Origin of the sequence: Brevibacillus sp. HB1.2 (genome assembly GCF_013332495.1) — a bacterium.
GTDB lineage: Bacteria > Bacillota > Bacilli > Brevibacillales > Brevibacillaceae > Brevibacillus > Brevibacillus porteri.
In genome coordinates, this window is the sequence record NZ_JABMIU010000001.1 from 69,167 (window position 1) to 92,223 (window position 23,057).

Sequence of the window (23,057 nt, forward strand, 5' to 3'; positions counted from 1 at the left end):
TTGTGAGGGATAGATGCCGTGTCCAATCGTGGAAACCGAGCGTACATTAGAGTAATAACTTTTCATCCGGTGAGGGGGAGTGAGATGGACAACCGAATCTATGATCACCCTGCCGTGTCCGTCATCATCCCAATAAGTGACAGCGCCAGGGATACGAAAAAGCTGCTTTCTGCTGTCAAAAGGATAGATCCACACACGGAAGTAATCGTCGTATGCAACGGAGTGAGCTCCCATGAAACTACCCTATCCAATGCATGGGGAGCACAAGTCATTTCAACCGGTTTGGAAGTAGACAGCCATGAGGCAAGAGCGATTGGGTCTGCTCACGCGAGGGGAGATGTTGTCCTCTTTATCGACGAACGCCTCGCCATGCCTCTTTTATACTTGAAGAAATATGTCATGCTAGTCAAAAAGGGTTCAGATGTCATTATCACGACATGCTCGGACCGCTCGTTATCAAGAAGAGGAAAGCGTTCACCAAGAAGTGCCTATTGCTTGTTGAACCATCTTCTTGGTCAAAAAAGAATGGGCTCCGCTTCCTTTGAAAACATTCCATTTGCCTTGAGCCGGAATGCTCTAGAGGCGATTGGTTCCGAGAGTTTATGCAATCCGGCAGTTGCTTTGGTTCAAGCATCAGCCTTGGGGCTCAAAATGACGACAATCGCCCCGTTTTCTCCGGAAAAACAACCAACCGGCACTCGTGATATCGTACGAAAAGACATCCGTACGATTTACCGGGAGCATGCGCAGGCAATCCAGTTATTAACGGGTGGAACGAAGCTCCGACATGCAGATCAGGATGGACAACGACACCGCGACTTGGTGCATTCAACAGACGTTCTGCATTTGCGCTCGGTCTTTCATCTGGAATCGCGCGTAAAGGAGGGCGGTGGATGGGGTGGCAAACGCAAAGCGAAATATGCGAGATCCCACAAAAAAACGCAGAGAAGAGCACATTAATGGCAAAGAAAAATGCCAGAATTTACATCGGTTAAGTGTCATTCTCTCTGTTCACCACGAGCGGACGATTAAAAAAGTACTCAACCAAATTGAGAAGCTCCGGCCCATGGAAATCGTACTTGTTGTGGATGGCTGCCTGGATCAATCGGTGAAAAAGATACTCACGTATTCTTCTTGTCCACTCACAGCGTTTGTGTACCCATTTCCATTAGGGGATGATGTATGGAGAGCAATTGGTGCCAAGGAGGCCACAGGAGATGTGTGGCTGTTTCTCGATGCGGATCACGTTGTAGCTGCAAATGACATGCAGTCCTTTGTCAGAACGTGTTACCGGGGAGCAGACATCGCTTTGAGAAAGCCCATAACACCACTTCGACAACCATCAATAGAACCGGATACCGTTTTGCTAGCGAAGACATTTCTCAATACCTTAGTTTCACGACATGAATTAGGAACTTCCTCGATGTACGATTTACCTTTTGCCATGACGCGACAAGCTGCCTCTATCATCGGCGTTCAACATTTGGTCGTACCTGCCGTTGCGCACGCCATTGCTCTGCACAATCAATTGCGAGTCGAGCCATCTCCTTACATTGCATCAGCAAAGCTTACGAGAAAAAGAGCGACACAAAAAAAGAATAAACCGAGCGTTAACCAGACGATCCTGGGAGATCACTTGGAAGCAATGGATTACGTGATGTCCCTTAAATGAATGAAACCGTTGTCGAGGCGATGCCATCTGTCGGTATCGCTTATTCGTTATTTTCAAAAGTCTCGTGCAAACATGCAATCTTAAGTCACTGGAATCATTTGATCTCTTGACTTTGCATTGTTCGGTTTTTGTAGTACGATAGGCAAGTAGGTCATTTTTTCTTGATAAAGGAGCAAACAGATTATGAGTATCCATATTGGAGCACAGCAAGGTCAAATTGCTGAAACCATCCTACTGCCGGGCGATCCGCTACGGGCCCAATACATTGCTGAAACTTTCCTCGAAGGAGCAGAGTGCTACAACAACGTGCGTGGCATGCTCGGCTTCACAGGTACATACAAAGGTAAGCGCGTTTCTGTACAAGGAACGGGCATGGGAGTTCCTTCTATCTCGATCTACGTCAATGAACTCATGCAATCTTATGGTGTTCAAAACTTGATCCGCGTAGGCACATGCGGCGCGATACAGGAAGACATCAAAGTACGTGATGTGATTATTGGTATGGCTGCATCCTCCGATTCTCAAACGAATCGTCTCCTGCTCAATCAGGTTGATTTTGCTCCGACTGCTAACTTTGATTTGCTGTACAAAGCGTATCAAGCAGCGACAGAGCGCAATCTGTCTGTGAAAGTGGGCAATATCTTTACGAGCGACAGCTTCTATCGCGAGAACCTAGATTTGTACAAAAAATTGGCATCCTATCAAGTGCTTGCTGTTGAAATGGAATCTTCCGCGCTGTACACTTTGGCTGCAAAATACAAGCGCAACGCATTGTCTATTCTCACCGTAAGTGATCACATCCTGACGGGTGAAGAAACATCCGCTGACGAGCGCCAAACAACCTTCAATGAAATGATTGAAGTGGCGCTGGACGCAGCTCTGATCAAGTAAATTAGCATGCAGACGACATCCCACTGGCAAACTATCGTCAGTGGGATTTTATGTAGAGGATAGAAAAAGGGGATGGAATCATGAAACATAATTACCCTGCCTTTTTTGAAACGGCATTTGACGAAGGGTATACGATAGAGCAGGATGGCTATTTATATCGGTTATTCCGCCAAGATATGGGCAAGCTTCAGGTGAAAACAGGAAAAATCGTGGCGAATGATCCGTTTGTCATGTTTGAGACGGAACCGTTTGAGGAGGTTTTCCCAAAGGGGAGCTTCTCCGTACAGCTCGCTATCGCGCAAGTTCAATCCCTGTCAAAGGAAGAGCAAACGGATGATTCTCTCGAGCCAGATGAACGGGTAGCATTGGCACGGATTGCCTTCTCAGACAAACCTGTCGTGTCTTGGAAAATGGCTGTTTGGGCAGAGTCAGATGTGTCACAGCTTGGCGAAGGAGAGTTTTTTGGTTACGGTGTGGATGCGGGTACAGGCTCGTTCATGGATGCAGAAGCTTGCGCCCTTTTGGAACGAGAAATGGAGAAGGACGAGATGTTTTATGAGACGTTAACGAAGAAAATGGACCAAACGTATAAACACACGCGTAGTTGGGGTCTGATCAATATAGGGGAAGGCTGTAATGTCGCTATGTTTTCAACAGGATGGGGAGACGGCAGCTACGCGAGCTATATCGGTTACGATGCCGAGGGACAAATCGCACGATTGGTAACAGATTTTTACTTGTTAAATTGGATGGGAACGGCTGAAGAATAGAAGTTGGGGTAAACGGGGAAGAAAGAGAGAAGAAAAGCATATAAACGCCAAAGTAGAGTGCCTCCAGTGGCACTCTTTTTATTGGTTATTTTTTCTTATTTCGTTCAAGGTACTGCGCCAGGTTATTCAAGGTATTTTCGTACGATCTTTTTTTCGGTGTAGAGGTGATCGTTTTGGATTTTGGGATTACTTTGGTCATTTGGGGACCTCCGGGCGTTTTTAGTTATAGTGATCTTAATTATAATATAAATGAATTTACAATAAATGTAAATGGTATTTTTTATTTAAAATGAATTTTTTTATTATAATGAAATTTAAGTGGAATTATGCCGTTTATGTAGATGGATGATGAATGTCTTAGTGTGTTGTGAAGCTGATAAACATACTGGACAAGCTCCTTATTACTAATTAGGTTTTTATGAGAGGAAGTTTCGGTAATGCGTGTATGTCTTATGGCACTGATAGATGGGAAAAGCTATTTATTTTGCGTTATCTTTCAATTAGATCCATGTAAGAAGGAGTTTGTGACACCTAACTTATAAGAACAGGTGAGAACCCCTTTCAGAAATTATGCATTTCATTTTGAGTCCGATAATATATATTATGTAAACTGATAAAAAGAGTAGAAATCGGTTAGGTGTAAATGTACTGGGATTTCTTGTACAGCGACACAATACTAATCCTATAAGCGACACAAAAGTATTACCTTAATGTGCGATTTGCGACACAAAAATACCATCTTAAAGTGCAGTTTTAGACACAAAATTATTACCTTATGGTGAAGTGCTGCTTTTCATGATAACGTACCCTTTGAGGAATACACGATGCAAACTCCCAATTTGGTTGAAGATGAAGGATTTTACACTTTTCATTTCAGTTCATGAAATGGCTCTTTTATGAACTGAAAACGATTAAATTATTTAAAGTTTACATAACATCAAAAAATTGATTTTTTGTTCTTTAACGTTATTGGATCATCCATCCGGTATTACTTACTTACTTAACTTTTAGATAAACTTACTTTTTAGAATGAATGATCTACGCCCCATTATCTGCTCATAAACATTCAACATCTTCAGTTTGTCATGCAGTTCGATGCTTACGCGGTCCTTACCCTGTTTTACCTCTCCCACAACGGTGTCGTCTATCTCATCACTGTTCTTGAAAGAGATAAAGTTACGTTTGTATGTCACCTGATCGCCGGTTACAGGATCGGTGGTTACAGGATCGGTGGCTGGTCTCCCTTCTCCATCAAACAATGGTGTATCCATTTGACCAAATTCTAGCAGGTCTGTAATGTCCCCGAATGCAATCTTCATGTATTTCGCGATGATGCGCTGAACCCTAAGTCCCATGTCATCAGCCATTGCTTCCTTTTCCCGGCTTGAATTTGAGTTTTCCCACAAGTTTTTTCCAACCAAAAGCATAAGCTGCCATCTTGTTGTAGCCGACGGCGATAGCTGCTCGGTTACCATTGAAGTCACGAAGGTACACCAAAACAAAGAGACGCTGTTTTTCGCATAATTCTGTTGACTCAGTTTTAACTGGGACAGACACCGCTTTGGCTATCTTTGGCTTGGGATCTTTTACGATAACATTACCTTTGCGAATAGTAACGTTACCATTTAGTTTCTCATCCCATTTGTCTTGATTTTTCAATTTGCATATAAGTGAGTCGATTACCCCGAACTGCTCTGCAATATCTTTAAGCATCAAGTTTCCACCACTTTCCAAATACAATGTTTCTGCTCTGTCTCTGTTGGGCCTACGAGCTCTAGCCATTACATCACCACCACCTTCTCTCTCAAATAAAAATGTCACTCTTTTACCAGTGACAACGTCGAGAGTATATTTCTTTAATAACGGATTACGCTTTAAAGGTGCTTTTGTTACGTACACGACATAGTCCTTGCTGTTCCAAATTGTATAGCTGCTATTTTGGAAAACTAGCATTCTTTACAAACCAATTTGAGCAACTTGGGGAAACCAGCTACAAATTTGAACATGAAAAAAACCCATAATTCAATAAGATTTACGGGTCACGAACGAAATCAAATGGCCTAACTAATTGTGTATGGCTTAACCAGCCGTGGGTTATAGGAAACACATCTGCAATTCCGTATCTATTATCAGTTTGTACACTATTGCAAATAATATACCTTGCAATCTATTTACCCCCACGCTAGTATAATTGTTTTGTTTTACCGAACAAGCTGTAAGGACAATTGGTGAAATTTCAGATAATAAAGTTGTTCTACAATCAACCGAAAACAATGCAGTAAAATCTCGCCTGCCAAGATCAAGCGCTGGATCAATAAATAGTAGTAAAAATGCATTGAACTCTTAGTTACTGCAATTATCTAGGTACCAGACTGTACTTAATCAACAGTGCCAGTTATGACAGATGCTATGGTTATCATTCTACGATTTTCATGTTCTACGATATCTACTGCAACTTCACCTTACAATGTTTCCATTTTTCTACGCTGAGTATTGATTTACTAGCTTGCTTGTACCGAATAATCGGCACAAACTTGTATTGAGATTTGAATACTTTATCTTGTTTGGACTTTACTTTCGCCTGCTACAAAAGCAAATCTTAATCCGTCATATTGTCTATTTTCATCATACAAATGAAGAGATAGATCAGCCTGGTCCCCTCTGCCTCGGAATAAAGCAAAACGGTTATCCATTATGGATAACCGTCAATATCTTATGAGTTTGTACTGACTAGATTCTACCTAATGCTCTATCAGCTTCTATTTGAAGTTGTATCGTTTTAGTTCCCATGTATTTCTGTGCAGTCCCTAGAATCGTTCTGTCATTTCCGAGTATTTCCAACACCGTTATTGAAAAAATGTTCTTTAAGTGAGCATCTTCGTCATTAGATACTTCTTCAAAATATTTAAAAATACTTTCTAACAAATTGATGTTCCTTTCTTCACTTAATAGTTTAATTATTTCAGGCATGAAGATGTCCTCAATTATGACAGTTTCTAGCACCTCACCGTAATCCGCGATTGATTTTCTATACGCGTCATCAGCTGACGGTAAGAAATCTAACATTACTTTCAAGAATTCTTCCGATTTTTTATTCATAACCACCAACTCCTCTATTTAAACAGTCTTATTGCATCCTCTAAATCATCCGTTAAAGCATCAAGTATATCTAAGTCATTAAGACCAAGTTTCCCGGATTTCCCTAGTTCATTTAACTGCTTTACCCGGTCCTTTGCTTTTTGTAGATGCTTTGAAGAACCTTCGTAAAACTCCTTTGTTAGTATATAAGCAGTTCCGCCATCCCCTTCTGTTGCACCTGGTCTATAAAGTTCATTTACTATATTTCTTAATTCTATATTTTCAACAGCAGATAACAATTTTTCTCTAGTAGAACCAGTAAATTCGGGCATTTTTTCTAAAAGTCTAGTAACTCTATTAATAGCACAATTATGCACCCATATACCAAGATTAGATACAAAGTAAGAATGAAAATTCGCTACTTCAAAATTATAAACTGTAGCTTCGCGCTTCTCATTCTCAATCTTATCTATTGCGAGTGTATTACCGTCGCTTGAAACAAGCAAATCATTAACTTTAAGATCTTTTACAAGCGTCCATCCTTTACCATTCAACCAAATTGGATGTTCAGCAGTAGCTTCAATGATCTCGTCGCCGATATAAATTTTATAAATTTCATCAGCTTGTTTTTGGAACAGCCCTACAACTTCTTTATAAGCTACCTCACCAGTCTCTTCATCTTTTGAAAGAACCTTATCCCCTACCTCGATTTCCTCAATAGGTTTCTCCCCTTCGTCTGTAAGAACCTTTGTTCCAGCAGTAAAACAATTACAATCATAGACATCATTAATTTCGTCAATTAATTCCTTAATTGTTTTACTTACTTTGACAGTGATAGTAGACCCGACACGCATGACACGTGTGGCCGCCCCCCCTGCAAGCGAAAAGATGATTGCATCGCCTTGCAGCATAAACTCAATTCTTCCCCCCGAGAAGTCTCGGTGTTCGTCTTTAATAGAATTGCTAACCAATCTCTTCGTTATTTTTCCTCTTTCAGTAATAGGTTCATAGTATGTTCCTTTATTTTTTGCATCTATTTCTTGTTGGGCAACTAGTCCGCTCCATCTGTTGGTAACTACCTCATACATAATTACGGACATCAGTAAATCTTTATCGTAAGAGCCTGTTTGTTTGCCATGATACATTTTCATGTTTTTAAGCGTTCTTTGCATCGTTTTAATGTCTTCGGTAGATACTTCCTGATTGTATGTCTTAACTAGCTCATCAATATTAAGAGTTTCTGTATCTTTTGCACTGACCAGTCTAAACCATGAATCAATTGTATACCTTTCTGCAACGTCTTTTGCTCGAATTTTTACAATGTAAGTTCCATTTTTTAAAGTTGGCTGGGTAGTCGGCATATTGATGGAACCATCCCACGTAAAGGTATGCTTCACATTCTTCGCCAAAAACCTTCTCGTTTCTAGGTAAACTACATGAGTTGGATTATCTTTAGGTACTACGGTAATGACCGTTTCCTGATGATCTTCGTAGTATTTCCATGAAATCGTTCCGACAATGTTTAAGGCTGGATCTATAGCCATATACCCCGTATCCCGTACTACTTTATGAAACTTTGTATGGTAGATGGGAGTTGGAGCAGTCTGTAACGAGCGTAGAGCCGCTCTTTTCTCTTTCCTTGGATTTTGCTTCCATACTTTCGCATAAAATACGCCTATGTCGCCTGGAATAAATAACACGTCTTCCTGATTCGCATAAAACGTCTGGAGCTCATTTCCGTCTTTATCTTCCAACGTTAGAATGTTGTTGTCGACATATAAATTCATATCGGCAATCTCATCCAGCGTAAGCTTGAAATAATCAACATCGTATGGTGAAGACAAACGGTCGGAATAAATCCCGTCCCATTCCGCTACGGTAACTGTTTCACGAGAACTGTCGAAATCTGACTCTACTGTCATTCTGGTCAATAAATTTGCATTTGCCTTTGCGGTAAGCTTTACATAATACGTCGTATTCGGCGCAAGCTTAGCTTCCACCATGGAGAATAGCGAACCGAAAGGGCCATCATGATCATCATTTTGCACAATCACATTCTGCATGGCAGAATCGCTGTACAAGGTAAGAACCGTGTCTACCTCTCCACCGTTCTCTTGATACGGAGATGTAAACAAGCGATGCAATCCCTCTTTTTCTGTGGTGAACTGATAGATGACCTCTTTTGTATTCTTCGTCACATCGACGAAAGTGTTAACCGCTACATTCTCAATGATCGGGACTGGATCTGAAGTTACGACAAAATGCTCATAGGCCCCATAAAAAGTAATGGGATTATCATTGATGACTGTGGCGGTAAAGGTATGGCCAGCCCTAATTGCTTCACTCTTTGAGGTGCTTTTTTTATCAATATCTGTGATCTTACCGTCTGGACTCTTGACTTCAAAACGATAGGTATCGTAACGTGTAGCAGTTGTTTTGATTTTCGAACTTTTTTTACTCTGATTTAGAATGCTTACACTTTCATTCTTTAAAAGAGTTCGTTTTAACAAGGCGGGTTGCAAACTTTCACTTCTTGCTATAGTGCTTTCAAATCCGCTGAACGTCACTGGAGAAGCCGAAGTAACAGTTACAACTACCTTTCCACCTGCGGGAATTTCAAGTAAATCTTTAGAGAAATCACGTTCTAGACTATGACTGGTTCCATCTACTTCGTACATGGCATAATCAAATTTATTCCCAGACTCATATGTAACATTCGTCTTTATTTCTCGTGTTACAGCACTTTTGTTTACAAAAACATAAGATTGACCTTGTTGTACTTGTTGGTTAAATGTTAAAGAAACCGCTGACTCTTCTTTTAAGATGTCATAGTAACCTGCGAACGTAACCGGCAGTTCAGTGGTCACTGTTGCTGTCAGCTTCCCCCCTGGAGGTACGGATACTTGGAGTTGGGAAGTGTCGTTGGCCTCCATAGCAATAGAACCGTCACTCTTCATCACTTGATAAGTAAATTGATTTTTGTTGTAGGCCGCATCTGTTAGAACTTGTACGGTATCTTGACTTGTATTCCGAATCCCAATTGTTTCGTTTTTAACCGCTGTTCGTTTGAAAAGAGCAGGGGTAGGACTCACTCTTGCTTCCAATCCATCTTTAAAACCTTGGAATGTCACAGGTTTTAAAGATATGACGGTGACCACTACTCTACTGCCCGGAGGCATTGAAATTTGTCTTCCATTATCACTTGCAGACTGACGTGTTGGCGCTCCTTGATAGTACAAGGTATAATCGTATTTCTTATCCTGGGAGGAATAAGCATCTGTATCTAGATTCTGGTATTTGCTCGTACTCGTGTTTGTGAATACATAAGACTCGCCTTGATTCAGTTGAAGTTTAAAGCGTATCGAACTAGAACCATCCTCTTTAAAGAGGTCATAATATCCATAAAAGGTAACGCTCTGATCGGAGGAAATGGTAACCGTCAGCTTTCCACCTGCTGGTATCTCCAAGCTTGTCGCAGTTGCATCGTTTTGTTGTTTGACAACAGAACCAGTATTAGAGGCAATCTGATAACTGTATTTATTCCTACTTGACGCATTCGTTTCAATCTTCAATTCTTTCGTGCTTGTGTTTAAAAAGCTTACCGTCTCACTATTAAACACTTGGTGCTTAAAAAGTGCGGGATTTGCGCTGGGGCTTCTTTTTACACCTTTCTCAAATCCTTGGAAGGTCACAGGTATGGAAGACGTGACCGTGACGACCATTTTTCCACCGACTGGAATATACTTCGATCTCAAAGTTGTATCCAGGGCATACGAATTGCCAGTGCCGTCGCTATTATAGACGGTGTATTCAAATCGATTTCCTTTTGAAGAAGAAGCATTTGTTTCAATCTCTTGAATCTTTCCACTAACATTCGTAAAGATATAAGATTCGCCTTGTTTGACTTCTTGTTTGAATAGAAGATCTTCTACCTGTTCTTCTTTAAAATGATCAAAATATCCGTGGAATGTTACCGGATTATCTTTGGTTACTGTTGCAGTCAACGTCGCACCAGCTGGAACAGGTATGCTTCTTAAGGAGGAATTGTCCTGTTGGCTCACGATAGACCCATCACGACTTGTAACTTGGTAAGTAAATACTTTATTTGGGCCAGCATCTGTTAGCGCTTTAAGGTCGAATGAGCTTGTATTTCTCACACTGACTGTTTCATTTTTGGTAACCGTTCTTTCCCAAAGAGCAGGATCAACACTTGGGGTTCCGACAAAGATAGGATCATATACTTGGAACGTGATCGGCGTACTAGACTTAACCGTTACGACTATCTCTCCACCCGCGGAGACAGCATTCGATCTTGCATATGAATTAGCAGCCTGGGAATGTACTGTGCCATCGCTTTTGTAAATAGCAAAATCAAATCTCGTATCTGTCGAATACGCAGCATCGGTATCTAACCTTAATGTCTTTTCACTATTATTGACAAAACGATAGGACTCGCCTTGATTCAGTTTGTGACTGATGACAGTTCCATCGGAGGTGTCCTCTTCTTTGAAGATGTCATAATAACCACCAAATGTTACAGGATCATCAGATGTCGAAGTGGCTACAAACTTTCCACCTGCTGGAACGGAATAGGAAACTGTTGACGTATCGACAGCCTGTTTATAGATCGAACCATCATTGTTGAATATATGGTAACTGAATTTCTTTTTCGTACCACCAGTGTATTGAATGGACTCACTTTGTGAGCTTGTATTTACTGCAATAAACGTTTCATCTTTACTCAACGTTTTTTTAAATAAAGCGGGTTCTGATGCAGAATAATAGGTTGTCTTTTCTACATCTCCCGTAAACGTTACAGGAAATCCAGTAACCGTAACAACAAGCCTTCCATCTAGCGGGATCGACCTTGAAGTAGCAATGGAGTCTAGGTCATGAGCGACGCCCTCTCCCTCTGCATTGTACGCAGCATAGTCATACGTCCTACCATCACTTCTCGAAGTATCGGCCTTCAACGAAGAACTTGATTTAGGATTACTATTTTCAAAAACATAAGTCTCACCTTCGGAAATGGTTAGCTCGAATGTTTCCCCCGCAACTCGGCTCATCAGCTTGGGGATTTCCTCTTCTATTTCGTCAGTTTGTGATTCATCGGTTAATTCATCTACAGCAGGCTCTTCTGAAGAAGCATCTACCACTTCAACATTTACATTCGTCACTTTGTCTTTGTAAGTAGCAGTGAGCGTGGTTTTGCCCGGAGCTTGAGCAATGACCTTGCCTTCTTCGATACGAATCAATTCTTTGTGCTCGATTTCCCACGTGACAGATTGGGTTACATCTTCAACAACCTTATCTGCCCACAATGCCTTAACAAGTAAAACAACAGAGTCATCTACTCCCATTTGAATTTCGTCTGGAAGGATCGATAACGCTACTATTTCGTTTTCTGCTTCTAATTCTTCCTCGTTTTCTTGCTTTCTCTCGCCTAAGGGTAACTTACTATCTATAGACCCTTCGCCTTCTATTTCTGTTGTACTCGTTACACCTTCTGAAGATGTATTTTCATTTGATTCCGCTGTGTTCATTTGAATATCTGGATTCGTAGATGCATATGAAAGAGGTACTACCATATTCAATAGCACACTCAGCACTAGAAGCACGGACAAATATCTTTTCATGTTAATGTTCACTTTGCTCTCCTCATTGGTTAGGTTTCTACTAGTTTGACATTCGAGAACAGCGCTTAAGAAAATGGAGTTTTGTTCAATATACATTCAGTAGAAAGAGTCACTATCTCAGTAAAATACTTCGAAATTTAATAAACCCAAACTGAAAAATGATAGCTCCACGATCAATAATCAAATTCACCTACTCGAATATGTAATTTCGCTGTAATGTACCCTCTTACCAAATCAACTCATTAGGCCTTTTGATACAATTGAATCTACTGTCTACCCGACTTGAGCAGCACTGACTAATGACTAGAAACACAGAGATCACTATTGTTGTTAATCAAATACGATTCTGTTCACAATTACTACCTCACTTTCCATATTTTATTACGAGTAAAAATGATATCATTACTTGCTAATATACAAAATGAGTATAATGTCATATTTTCCATGTTGCACAATCGGGGATTTAGTCTATCACTTAATTAAAAACAATATTCTTCATAACCTAATTGCAAATAGTCTTTGAGCGTGTAATATGAACAATTGGTCCCAGCATTTGAGATAAGTGATTTGAGTAGAAATGACTTGCATTATGTAATTAATTGAGGAAAATAAGTAGGATCTTCAAGAGTTTTACAGAGAACAATTGGCTTTACTGCAAGAAATTTCATTGTACCAAAGTGTATTGCCTGCTACTATGAAAGCGGCAGATGAACTACCGGGAGCCACGGACAATGCAGCAGGCCAGATACGCAGCGTATTGATTAAAGCAGGGAATTAGCGAAAATTCTCCCGTATTTTTACCGAGTTTAGCCTTCTCGATCGCGTTTTACCTCCTGGTTAGGAAGAGTGTACTATAGTCAGGAGACTATAGACGGTTGTTAAGTATATGTACAAACTATGCAAAAAAGCAGCCGCTCCCATCAGCTTTACATGAAAAGGGCTACATTAAACAAATCAAGTTAAGATAGATCGGATTTAAACAGCTTCTCCTAAACCTCTCCTTTATTTATGTTATGGTCAATTATAACGAGATAGACACTTTATATAACAGGCGCCTATCTCGTTAGCATTCCGTATGTACTAAATGGTTGTTCACTAAGTAAGATCGAGTAAAAATACTATTTTCCTGTGACATGTGTCTGTTCACAATCATTTAGTTCTTTTTTGCACCATACTTTGGATCTGCACAATATATTCGTCCAGGAGCTGGCTCAACTCCACAACTTCTATATTGGAAAAACCTTTTACATTCGCAAGATCTATTAGCTGTCCTCGTAAATCTTCCATTTCTTTCTCTAAATCCTCCTGATTCTTTTCCAGCAGTGTCATACATCTGGGTTTAGGGGAAAGGGGTTCTACATCTAATTGGTCTATAGGAGAGACGACGATACATTCCAAAGAATCCAATTTTTTCACAGCTACAGACTACCATTCCTTCCTTTTTATGTATGTTAAGGACATTTTCACTATACTAGACTCTCCTAAAAACTCGGTATTGCAAAAATAAGGAAACATAAAAAAAGCCAGTACCTTTTGTAGGTACTGACCTTTGTCTACTCTATTTAACCGCCTACTCCATGTGTGTACATCTGTACTGTGCTTTTGGTATTAGATGATGTTTCAGTATTTGCGATACCGATGCACAGGCCAAAAACTAGCAAAAGCGATAACGAGTACGTCTTCAGCTTCATACTGTGAACCTCCCTATTATTTCTTGATAATTACGTTCGTGTTGCTCTGACGCGTGCTGACGGTACGCCCAAAACAGTGCTGTATTGCGCTTAAATGCTTGTTGATTATTCAACTGGTCAGCTAAGTCTAAGCAACATAGAATCTCATCGAGCGCTTTATTAATGCGCCCTTTCTTCAATTTATATTCGACTTTATAATACCTGAAATTGTAATGTCTGCCAATATTAACCGAACCTTTGTAATCAGAGAAACGCTTTATTTCTTCAGAATACCGATCCAGTTTATCATCAATATCAATGTCGTATTTACTAGCTGCCTCCATAATAGTTAAAAGTCCCGCTTGGATTTCAACTGGATATTTTGATAGAAACTCCAGATAATCAGGTAAAATAGCGGTTTCCCCCATCAGCAAACTATACGTGTATAAATTAGCTCTTGCCCAGATTCTGAACTTCTCAATTTCTTTTAACCCCACTTCATCCACGAGTTCAAACCATGCAAGATCTGCATAGCCTTGAACAAACTCACTCGCTTCACTGTACAATCCTTGCATTTGTAATGCGACACCTTTTAAGAGATAACCTTGTCCATAATACACAACTAAATGACGGTCCGTTTTTAACGGTTCGCATACCTTGTTGTTTTTCCTTTTACGCAACTCATTATCATAGACTTTAAAAGATAAAGAGCGTAATTCGTCAGCGTAGATTTCCATATCACCCCATCTTTGCAACTCGAAGCACACAGTCGATAACTGAAGCAGCCCATCTAATTGGTAATTCTCAGGTAAGCGGTTTCGGTAAGGTTTAAATCTGATTACCGCCTCCCAATTTTCTTCAGCATTCGTTCCCTGGACTGTTGCTCGAAATAATCGATACTGACTGATAACAAAGCGGTCCGAGTGACTGTCCTTCTCATTATCAACTACGTGTTGATAGAACGGGACAGACTGAATTAGCTTTCCATTCGCAAAGAGCTGCTCTGCCACTGAAAAGAGGATACCCACATTCTTACGGTCATCCAGTAACTTAGAGACTACCTGCTGAATGCTATCATGTAGGCCAATTTCCGCACATCGAATAAGGTATGGTATCAATCGTGGTCTTGATACCTTTTCTTTTGTGAAGCACTCGCTTGTATACAAATCATATAGCCATCCAGAAGGCTGACCAAAAACCTTAGCCAGTGCGTCTAGTTGTCCTATCGTAATAGATCGTTTGCTCCGTACAATATCACTAAGGTGTCCATGATTAATACCAGACAGTTCTCCGAGCTTGCTTAGCGTATAACCGTTTTGCTTCTGAAGCCTATCAATCTCCGACCGCAACGACCGTTGCAATGTCTCTTGCAGCCTCATATACAAACACTCCTCTATTCCCTAAAAAGGTTCATTATTGTCCAGTAATTTGCGCCATTAAAACAGTTAATCATACTCTCTTTTAGTTTACTTTTATTTGCAAAACGAAGAATACCACCATTTGTAAATTACTGGAATCTTGATAATTATAATACGTAAATTATAATTCACCAAGTATAATGGATGATTAAAAATTCACGAACGGACTAACATAAGAGTAAATGGACTAAGGAGCTTCTCAACTTGAATCTATCTGACGCAAGGAAACAAAAAGGACTATCACAGGAGAAAGTAAGTCGGATCATAAATGTATCACTTAAACACTACCAAAACATCGAATATGGCATCACGATACCAACGGTTACGATTGCGCTTCACATTTGCGAAGTCCTCAACATCGATCCACGAGACGTTGACGAGTGGAAGGACAGACGTAAACCTAATTAAGTGGGGTATCCTATGAGAAATGTAATTTTTCAACTCTAAAGTTAAATAAGCAAAAAAGCCGGATTACCGTAGGGTAATTCGGCTTTAAATTTATCGCAAGTTCTAGTTGCGGACATATGCCTCAAGCAAAGCAATCATTTCTTGATTTCCCCTCCTTCTTGCTTCCTCCAACGGAGTCATAAAGGTGGATGGATAATCTGGGCCGTAAGGAGTCGAAAGATTCGGATTTGCTCCGTGATCCAATAACAACTTTGCTATGTCTACTCTATCATCCTGTACTACTCTCATTAGTGGTGATCGATGGTTCTGATAATTTAAATCAGGCTCCGCACCATACTTTAGTAACTCGGCCAACATGTCATAGTTGTCAATTGCCAAAGTGATCACTGAGTATTTTCCTTCCAGGTGATTTGGATTTGCTCCATGTTCAAGGAGGAGTTTAGCCATTTCCAAATGGCCATTACTAGCTGCGGCATGAATGGGACGACTCTTCCTTCCTACCTCCCCTTCTATGTATGCATTTGGGTCCATTCCAGCTTTCAAATATAACTTCACCTTGTCTATCTTATTATCCAGAGATGAAGCATTAAAAGTTAAGGCGTCAAACCGACTCCAAGAATCATCTATTTCTTGTCTTGCCTGCCTTGCTTCTTCTGAAGCCAGTTGATCATCTGCAATGGCAACTATCTTATCACCCTTTGTAAGTCTAATTACTTGATCATAATCGAGATTCATCGATACTTCAGGTTGATTAGATTTATCATTTCCGGACTTGGCCACTTGATTAGATACTTCATCTTTAGCTTTACTTAAGCTTGGCGTTCCGTCTTGAGTTGGAACGTCAGGGTTTGGATTGATTTCCTTTTTCAGATTAGGCGCTTTATCCGCTGCGGTATTTTGGTTCTGAGCATTCGAATTTGAATTTGATGATAACGACTTACTCCCAGTCATGCTCTGGAAAACAATCGCCCATATGGATAAGCAAATAACAATAACTGACCCCAAAAGTAAACTTCGTTTCAATTTAATTGACATGTTTTCTGCCCTCCCGATAAAGTAGCAGGTAGATTATACCATAACCTTTACAGATTGACTCACCAAATACGATTCTCAACTGATGCATTCTAAGGCGTTATCAGTGATATCATGACCTCTTATTTTGTAAGTACAATTTTTCCTCAGTGCATAAAATACAACGCAACTCCTTAAATCAAAAACGAGATAGCCTCTTGGAAAGGGGCTATCTCGCGGTATTTCCGTAGATAGTAATAAACAAAATACATACATGAACTGTATCTGAATTTCGTTAGAGAGCGAATTTCAGCAGAATGTGTACCTGGTAACCAAGGTCGTAACTGCTTCTTCTTATCCTTCCTTTGTGCCCTCTCCCCCACTCTTTTTACCATCAAAACCGCCCCCTTTTCAACCTGATCTCATGGACAGTGTCCGATGTCCGATGTCCCGTTACTTGCTAAATGGAGTGTACCGACAATAAGCGCGAGGCTTCCTTTACAGCTTTGTTATTCAACTCATTGCTTCCATACATAATGAAAAAGCGGATGAGCTCTGCTTCAGAGAACACATAATTTTGTTGCATGTGTTTCAAGTGTTCATCTTCCACGTACTCTTGGGTCATAGCATACAAATCGTATATCGCCTTTTGTTCAGATACATGCAGATAAGCGTAAGTTTTCTTGAAAGATTGAGCATAAGGTGAAAGCTGTTGCATGTGTTTTTGCAAATGATGGAAAAATGCTTTGGCAAATGGTAAGAACCCCTGAAGCATGGCATGTTCAATTCCAGTGATGATAAAGACCCTAGATATCGAAGGAATGTCTGTAGAAACGTATGTATCCTCGCCATTGTCTTCCCTTTCACGGTAATAGTTAACAGCATGTCTTAAGCGATCCAACTGATTATACTGCTTACTTTCAACTGAAAATTCTACTCGTTGATACCCATTGATAGCCCGATTAAACCAATTGAGCTTCATTAATATCCATACTCATTCAAGGCACATTAAAGTACTTAGCATTCTTTATATTATTTATAAGGTAATTATTCGAGAATAGACTCTCTATGTACTTGTTCCTCTACTAGTGAATGATCCGTTTTCATTTCAGTTCATGAAATATCGATTTTATGAACTGAAAGTCATTATAACGAAATAAATAAATTTTACTGTGATTCAATTTTCAATTTGTGATGAAAAAATTGATTTTTTCATTCAACCTCTGTTTCCTTTTCTCACCAATCCTCCTCTCCATGACTACTTAATTGAACTAGTTATTCAGTCATGATCCTCCACCCTTTAGATGGTGCGGTCAGTAACCTTTTCAACAAGGCAACTATGCCTGTGTGGCCGCATCCATTCCAACTTAGTGTCCCATGCAGCTCATCCCCTCAAGTTGATATTTCCTGACAATGTGATTATTGACGAAGTTGAAGAAATCCCTTTCAGAGAGTTCTCCTCCTTCGTAATCATTTTTGCCAAACAGAAAGATGTCAATCGAGCGATTATCATCAAACTTCACACCAAGCGCAAGCTGCTCGATAGAAAGCTGTGATTCGACCATACAAAGCGTGCCATATATCGCAAAATCATTATCACACTAGCGTTTTCTTGTTTTTTTTGTTCTACATGCAATACACACTTTTAGTTGGTCCATAGAAATATGTAGAATCTATTAAACAAAATGTGACATAAAATGCTAAAATCAAGAATATATAGGGAACCCAACTAGGATGGGTCAAATCGCATACCCAACTCATTGTTCCTCCCCAATTGATTATGGTTTACAAGGTTTCCGATAAACAAGTAAGAAAGAGAGGATAAAAGATGAAAAAAAGAGTTAGATACCAAAAAAGATATGCATTCCTTGGTGCTGTAGCGGGATATTTCATAGCTTTACTTGCATCCACGATACTTCCGACTTTTATTATGTTAGCCATACCTTTGCTAACAACAGCCATAGGGTTTGTCTTTGCTGAAAAGAAAGAGCAGCAATTAAGTAGATTCACGGTACCAGAACCGGACCAGAGAATTACTTCTACTGAAGCGGAGAGTGAACAAACGAAAAGGGAACCGGAATCTACCTACTCCTCAGAAATTCGAGAGTATCTTCAAATTATTAAGGAAATTGTTGTTAACGAAAATGACAAGCGCAACCTCGATGATGAAATTTCCGAAAAGACAACAAACCTTTGTTCTAAGATCGATACTCTCCTCCCCTACATAGAAACGCTCGGTAGTGCGCAAACGAAGCATGATATTAAAATGCTCGTTATGAAAGACTTGAATAGTGTCATCAACCCCTTCTTGAGGCTGAGTGTTGAAAACAAGTTGAATAATAGGCGTAAATTATTAGACGGTCTCCGTGACATTAACCTAAAGCTGAAAGTGATCTCTACATCCATTGAACAACACGACATCTATGAGTTGGAGAGAAAGCTTAATCTTATTACCGAAAAATATAATGCCAAAGAAATTTATTAATTACTGTTAAGGAGCGTGTTATAGCAATGACGACACAGGCTATCCAATTAGTTAAACAAGAAGACATCATCAAGATCCAATCTGAAGCAGAAAATGTGGTACGCCAGCTGCAAACTGATAATCAAAGCCAGATGGATTCAATTTTTGAGCAGCTGGGTAATTTGGGTGAAAGCACCCAACGAAATGCCGCTGAATCTCTTGAAATTCTAAAACGACCTGTGAAAGATCTGATGGATGGGAAAAACAATGATATTCCCAATACACTCTTAAAGCTTCGTACTTGCACAGAAGAATTGAATCCTAATAAAATCTTTCAAAGCGGTGGGATCAGCAATCTTTTCAACAGAATCTTAGGGAAAAACCCAATTTCCACCTATATTCGAAAATATGAATCCGTTAGAACACAAATTGATAACATCATTGCCTCCTTGCTTAATGGCAGTGACAAGTTAAAAGAAGATGTCATTAACTTGAAATACATTAAGAAAAAATCCGGTGAAAATATTTATGAATTAGAAAAACGGATTTACTTCGGCAACAAGTTGCTTGAGATGCTTGAAGTCGAAAGCAATAAGCCTGAAAATCAACTTCGCAAACCCGAATTTGAAAAAGCGATGGTCAAAGTCGTAACAAGAGTAAAAAATATGAGTCAAATGATCAACATTTTACAACAATCCATCGCTTCTGTTGATGTTATTGCGGACAATAACGAAAAGTTGGATGAAGCTGTCTTTAACGCGATTACGATGACGCAAAACGTTGTCACGGTTTCCGCTGCAATTCAGTTGGCCTTGAATAATCAGAAGAAGGTAATCGAAGCTGTACAAGGTACCAATCAAGCCATTGAGGATATGCTGGTAGCCAATGCTCAAAGCTTAAAACAGAATACACAAGAAATCACCTCGATGCTGGAGCAACCAAGTATCGCAATCAATAAACTACAGCAGGCATTTAATGATGTGTATAGTGCAATCCAAATTACCGAAGATTCAAATCGGAGAATTATCAATTCTAGTAAAAACTTCATCCAAGAGATGGATAAGCTCAATGCAGACATGAGAGTAAAACTCGGTATGGCAGATCCAAATCAACTTTCTGCACCAGCCAATCAGCCAACCTCACTTCTACAGTAAATAAACAAAAGAGGAAACCAAGTGATCGTTACGTGGTTTCCTCTTTTGTTTACCTCTTTTTGTTCGTTGAAACTTTGTTGATAGGAACAAGAACATTTCGTCCTATTTGGCGCAGTTTTTCCTCCATTCCCGTTTTGCTGCTGATCGTTACCACTCGAACATACATCTTCTTTCCTCCTTGTTCTAAAATCATTCGCTTTTAACGAATTGCACCTTTTAACCACGAATCCAACTTCATCAAATCATCAGTGGAACAGTTTGCGTTTAATTCTCTGTGTAAAGAAGCGATCGTTTGACGTTTTAATACAGTCTGCCAAGCATCCTCCGCTTCGTCCATCACATCGGATAGCAAGCAGGTGCTGTTTTCATTTAACTGCAACATCCCTTCTAAAATTCCTGTCGAACGATAGAGAGATTTCACGCCTTCTATTGCCATGAACACATCATAAATGGTGATGTCTTCTGGTGAAGCTTGCAGTCGAAAGCCGCCTTTTGCTCCAGGGACGGATAAAACAATCCCGGCCTGTACAAGTCTTCTCATTAACTTTTGCAAATAAGTTGGAGAGACGTGGAGCTGTTGACTTAGGGCTTCACCAGATAACATCGCCTGTCTAGGTAGTCGAGTTAGCACTAGAAGAGCATATACGGCCTGTTCGACGCCAGACTTCATATTCATGATTCATCATTTGTGTTGAACATCTGTTTTTGTTGAGCGATTTTCAATTTTTCTGGTGTCACATCATTACCCAACGGGTCTAATATAGTTAGCCCAGAAAATGTGTGCAAGACTTGGCCTCGGATGATTTTCAGATATTCTTGACGGAGTTGTTGTTGTTCTTCTTTTTCTTTTTGGGTTAAACCATCTTCGCGTTGTTTTTTCGCTAGGCTATTTATTCGTTTTAAAATCGGGATCATCACTTTTTCCACCTTTCAATTTATAGAAGTTCCTTTGCAAGCAACCGGTACGACTGCAATCTCGCCTCGTGACTATGACTGATTGTCCCAAGCACCGCTTCTGTAACCCCGTATTTTTCATCGTGTTCACGCAGCGTATTGGCAACATCTTTTGCACTTCCTACCAGGAATCGCTTGCGGTTGTGCTCAATCTGCATTTTGTCCATTTCGGTATAGGAATAATTCAATGCTTCTTCCGGTGAGAAGATTTGAAACGGCATGCCTTTATCCAGAAACAGCAAGTTCAGATCCAGGCTCACTGCGTGATATTCAGCTTCCTCTGTTGTTTCTGCCGCCATCACAAAATAGCCAACATTGATTTTGGGTGTCTCCATAAACGCTGAGGGCGTGAAGTTCGTGCGATACGCTTCAAGCATGGGAGACTCTAATTGTCCACTGATAAACTGGGCAAAAGAGTAACCAATCCCGAATCTTCCTGCCTGTGCAGCACTGCTTCCACTCGATCCCAACAGCCACACCTCTGGAACTGGTGCATCGACTGGTGCAGCCAATGTGCGACTATACACATGGTCTTCAGGCATCGTGTCCGTCATAAACATCATCGTTTCCATCAGCTTATCGTACTGGTTAAGCAAATTGGATTGTCTTCCTTCGTGCAGGGCAAGCGTGGAGAACCGGTCTCCCCCTGGAGCACGACCCACACCGAAATCAATACGGTTGGGATAAAGCGTTGCTAACGTTTTAAAAACTTCAGCCATTTTTAATGGAGAGTAGTGCATGAGCATAATTCCACCCGAACCAACGCGAATGTTGTTTGTCACGGAAGCAATGTGTGCAATCATGATCTCAGGTGAGGCGCTTGCCAAGTTTACAGCCCCATGATGCTCCGAGTACCAAATTCTGTTGTAGCCCAAATCATCCACGAGCCTCGCCAGCTCAATCGTATTTTGAAACGTTTGGGCAGAAGTTTGTCCGTTCGCTGTAGGTGTTTGATCCAAGACACTCAATTTCATAGTAAGACCTTCTTTCGTAGTTAATGAGGACATTTAATATCCGTAATTTTGTTTTATAAAATGACGACAAATCATGTATTTATCGAAAAGGCCCGATAGGCAAACCAAGCTACTCCTTTCAGGGAAACCGCCACATGACCATGCATGTGATGAGATGTGGCGGTACTTCCAATTTATCTGTGATCGTTACTTGCCATTCCAGTACGTCACTTCGTCAACACCCAACCTTACAGTCGGGAACCCTGGTTGTGTTGCTTTGCCTACAGGAATCATAAGAATGTTCACCCAGTTATCTGGAACGTCAAATGCTTTTCGGAACTCTTCCGTGTTGTAACCAAGCATCGGTACAGTGTCGTATCCTCTTGCCTTTGCCGCGAGCATCAATTGCATCGCAACAAGACCTCCATCAAGGTGCTGCCACTCTCTCCATACTTGTTCACTCACTGTACCGTAGTACCCTTCCACACTTTCATTAATTCTGTTTTTCACTTCCTCTGGCATAAGACCGGCTTCTACTGCTCTTTGATTGATTTTGTCTGCATTTTCCACGGTATAAGCGTTCATATCTCCTAGCACCACAATGACTGCGGATGCATCAACTACTTGACGTTGTCCCAATGCCATAGGAAGCAACTTTTCCTTGAGCGCCTTTTCTGTAAAAACCATAAAACGCCAAGGATTCAGATTTGTACCACTCGGAGCGAGCATTGCCTCTCCAATGAGTTCTTTGATTTCTTCCTCTGAGATTGTATAAGAAGGATCAAAAGTCCGAACAGAACGACGATCACGAATTACGTCATAAAAATTTGCTGTGCGATTTGCTGTTTTCATCATAACAGTACCTCCTACATATTTTTTGCATGATACTTCTATGGGTATAATGGTTATAGTCCCTATCCCTCATAACTTGGTGACGACCCTATTATGCAAGGAAAAGGAAATATTGCAAAGTACGCA

At 40.4% G+C, this 23,057-nt stretch carries 20 protein-coding genes; 7 read left to right on the forward strand and 13 right to left on the reverse strand.

From position 1 onward, the window contains the following. Window positions 1–84 precede the first annotated feature (84 nt). From HPY28_RS00355 to HPY28_RS00370, 4 genes are all read left to right on the forward strand, one after another. Window positions 85–960: a glycosyltransferase gene (locus tag HPY28_RS00355; protein WP_174224496.1), complete on the forward strand. Its 876-nt coding sequence runs from the start codon at window positions 85–87 to the stop codon at window positions 958–960. Further along, a complete protein-coding gene (locus tag HPY28_RS00360) occupies window positions 920–1,672 on the forward strand; it encodes a glycosyltransferase family A protein (protein ID WP_017248604.1) in 753 nt (250 codons plus the stop codon). The genes HPY28_RS00355 and HPY28_RS00360 overlap by 41 nt, the downstream gene beginning before the upstream one ends. A 183-nt stretch (window positions 1,673–1,855) precedes the next feature. Then, on the forward strand, window positions 1,856–2,563 hold the full coding sequence (deoD, locus tag HPY28_RS00365) for a purine-nucleoside phosphorylase (RefSeq protein ID WP_017248603.1): 708 nt from the start codon (window positions 1,856–1,858) through the stop codon (window positions 2,561–2,563). A gap of 80 nt (window positions 2,564–2,643) precedes the next feature. Continuing rightward, a complete protein-coding gene (locus HPY28_RS00370; RefSeq protein WP_017248602.1) occupies window positions 2,644–3,333 on the forward strand; it encodes a DUF4241 domain-containing protein in 690 nt (229 codons plus the stop codon). Window positions 3,334–4,340: 1,007 nt separating this feature from the next. Here the strand turns inward: HPY28_RS00370 and HPY28_RS00375 are convergent. From HPY28_RS00375 to HPY28_RS00400, 7 genes are all read right to left on the reverse strand, one after another. Continuing rightward, entirely contained in the window at window positions 4,341–4,700 is a 360-nt protein-coding gene (locus HPY28_RS00375; RefSeq protein ID WP_174229839.1) for a terminase small subunit, read from the reverse strand. Further along, complete coding sequence (locus HPY28_RS00380) at window positions 4,693–5,232, reverse strand: phage terminase small subunit-related protein (protein ID WP_174229840.1); 540 nt, start codon at window positions 5,230–5,232, stop codon at window positions 4,693–4,695. The genes HPY28_RS00375 and HPY28_RS00380 overlap by 8 nt, the downstream gene beginning before the upstream one ends. A gap of 831 nt (window positions 5,233–6,063) precedes the next feature. After that, entirely contained in the window at window positions 6,064–6,432 is a 369-nt protein-coding gene (locus tag HPY28_RS00385; protein WP_007726607.1) for a DUF7674 family protein, read from the reverse strand. 14 nt (window positions 6,433–6,446) lie between these two features. Next, on the reverse strand, window positions 6,447–12,059 hold the full coding sequence (locus HPY28_RS00390) for a polymorphic toxin-type HINT domain-containing protein (RefSeq protein ID WP_174229841.1): 5,613 nt from the start codon (window positions 12,057–12,059) through the stop codon (window positions 6,447–6,449). 1,137 nt (window positions 12,060–13,196) lie between these two features. Continuing rightward, window positions 13,197–13,463, reverse strand: a complete 267-nt coding sequence (locus tag HPY28_RS00395; protein WP_254613038.1) for a Spo0E family sporulation regulatory protein-aspartic acid phosphatase — start codon at window positions 13,461–13,463, stop codon at window positions 13,197–13,199. A 146-nt stretch (window positions 13,464–13,609) separates the two neighbouring features. Further along, window positions 13,610–13,738: a hypothetical protein gene (locus HPY28_RS30660; protein ID WP_256436288.1), complete on the reverse strand. Its 129-nt coding sequence runs from the start codon at window positions 13,736–13,738 to the stop codon at window positions 13,610–13,612. Then, the gene (locus HPY28_RS00400) at window positions 13,735–15,096 is read right to left on the reverse strand and encodes a helix-turn-helix domain-containing protein (protein WP_174229842.1); all 1,362 of its coding nucleotides are present in this window, start codon (window positions 15,094–15,096) and stop codon (window positions 13,735–13,737) included. Before HPY28_RS00400 ends, HPY28_RS30660 begins: the two co-directional genes overlap by 4 nt. Window positions 15,097–15,339: 243 nt before the next feature. Between HPY28_RS00400 and HPY28_RS00405 the strand changes: the two genes are divergently transcribed. After that, a complete protein-coding gene (locus HPY28_RS00405; protein WP_173621889.1) occupies window positions 15,340–15,543 on the forward strand; it encodes a helix-turn-helix transcriptional regulator in 204 nt (67 codons plus the stop codon). Between the two features lie 102 nt (window positions 15,544–15,645). Here HPY28_RS00405 and HPY28_RS00410 read toward each other — a convergent pair whose 3' ends face one another. Both HPY28_RS00410 and HPY28_RS00415 read right to left on the reverse strand, forming a co-directional pair. After that, window positions 15,646–16,578: an ankyrin repeat domain-containing protein gene (locus HPY28_RS00410; RefSeq protein WP_174229843.1), complete on the reverse strand. Its 933-nt coding sequence runs from the start codon at window positions 16,576–16,578 to the stop codon at window positions 15,646–15,648. A 436-nt stretch (window positions 16,579–17,014) separates the two neighbouring features. Beyond that, on the reverse strand, window positions 17,015–17,536 hold the full coding sequence (locus HPY28_RS00415; RefSeq protein WP_173621887.1) for a hypothetical protein: 522 nt from the start codon (window positions 17,534–17,536) through the stop codon (window positions 17,015–17,017). Window positions 17,537–18,382: 846 nt separating this feature from the next. On the opposite strand from HPY28_RS00415, the gene HPY28_RS00420 reads away from it, so the two are divergent. After that, a complete protein-coding gene (locus HPY28_RS00420) occupies window positions 18,383–19,039 on the forward strand; it encodes a hypothetical protein (RefSeq protein ID WP_017248599.1) in 657 nt (218 codons plus the stop codon). 26 nt (window positions 19,040–19,065) lie between these two features. Continuing rightward, window positions 19,066–20,172 (forward strand): toxic anion resistance protein, encoded by a 1,107-nt coding sequence (locus tag HPY28_RS00425; RefSeq protein WP_017248598.1) that lies wholly within the window; start codon window positions 19,066–19,068, stop codon window positions 20,170–20,172. A 199-nt stretch (window positions 20,173–20,371) separates the two neighbouring features. Here the strand turns inward: HPY28_RS00425 and HPY28_RS00430 are convergent, their stop codons facing one another. From HPY28_RS00430 to HPY28_RS00445, 4 genes are all read right to left on the reverse strand, one after another. Further along, on the reverse strand, window positions 20,372–20,848 hold the full coding sequence (locus HPY28_RS00430) for an Rrf2 family transcriptional regulator (RefSeq protein WP_173621885.1): 477 nt from the start codon (window positions 20,846–20,848) through the stop codon (window positions 20,372–20,374). Next, window positions 20,845–21,087, reverse strand: a complete 243-nt coding sequence (locus HPY28_RS00435) for a DUF896 domain-containing protein (RefSeq protein ID WP_017248595.1) — start codon at window positions 21,085–21,087, stop codon at window positions 20,845–20,847. The genes HPY28_RS00430 and HPY28_RS00435 overlap by 4 nt, the downstream gene beginning before the upstream one ends. 20 nt (window positions 21,088–21,107) lie before the next feature. Next, the gene (locus HPY28_RS00440) at window positions 21,108–22,100 is read right to left on the reverse strand and encodes an LLM class flavin-dependent oxidoreductase (protein WP_174229844.1); all 993 of its coding nucleotides are present in this window, start codon (window positions 22,098–22,100) and stop codon (window positions 21,108–21,110) included. Window positions 22,101–22,286: 186 nt separating this feature from the next. After that, on the reverse strand, window positions 22,287–22,934 hold the full coding sequence (locus tag HPY28_RS00445; protein WP_174229845.1) for a nitroreductase family protein: 648 nt from the start codon (window positions 22,932–22,934) through the stop codon (window positions 22,287–22,289). Between the last annotated feature and the right edge of the window lie 123 nt (window positions 22,935–23,057).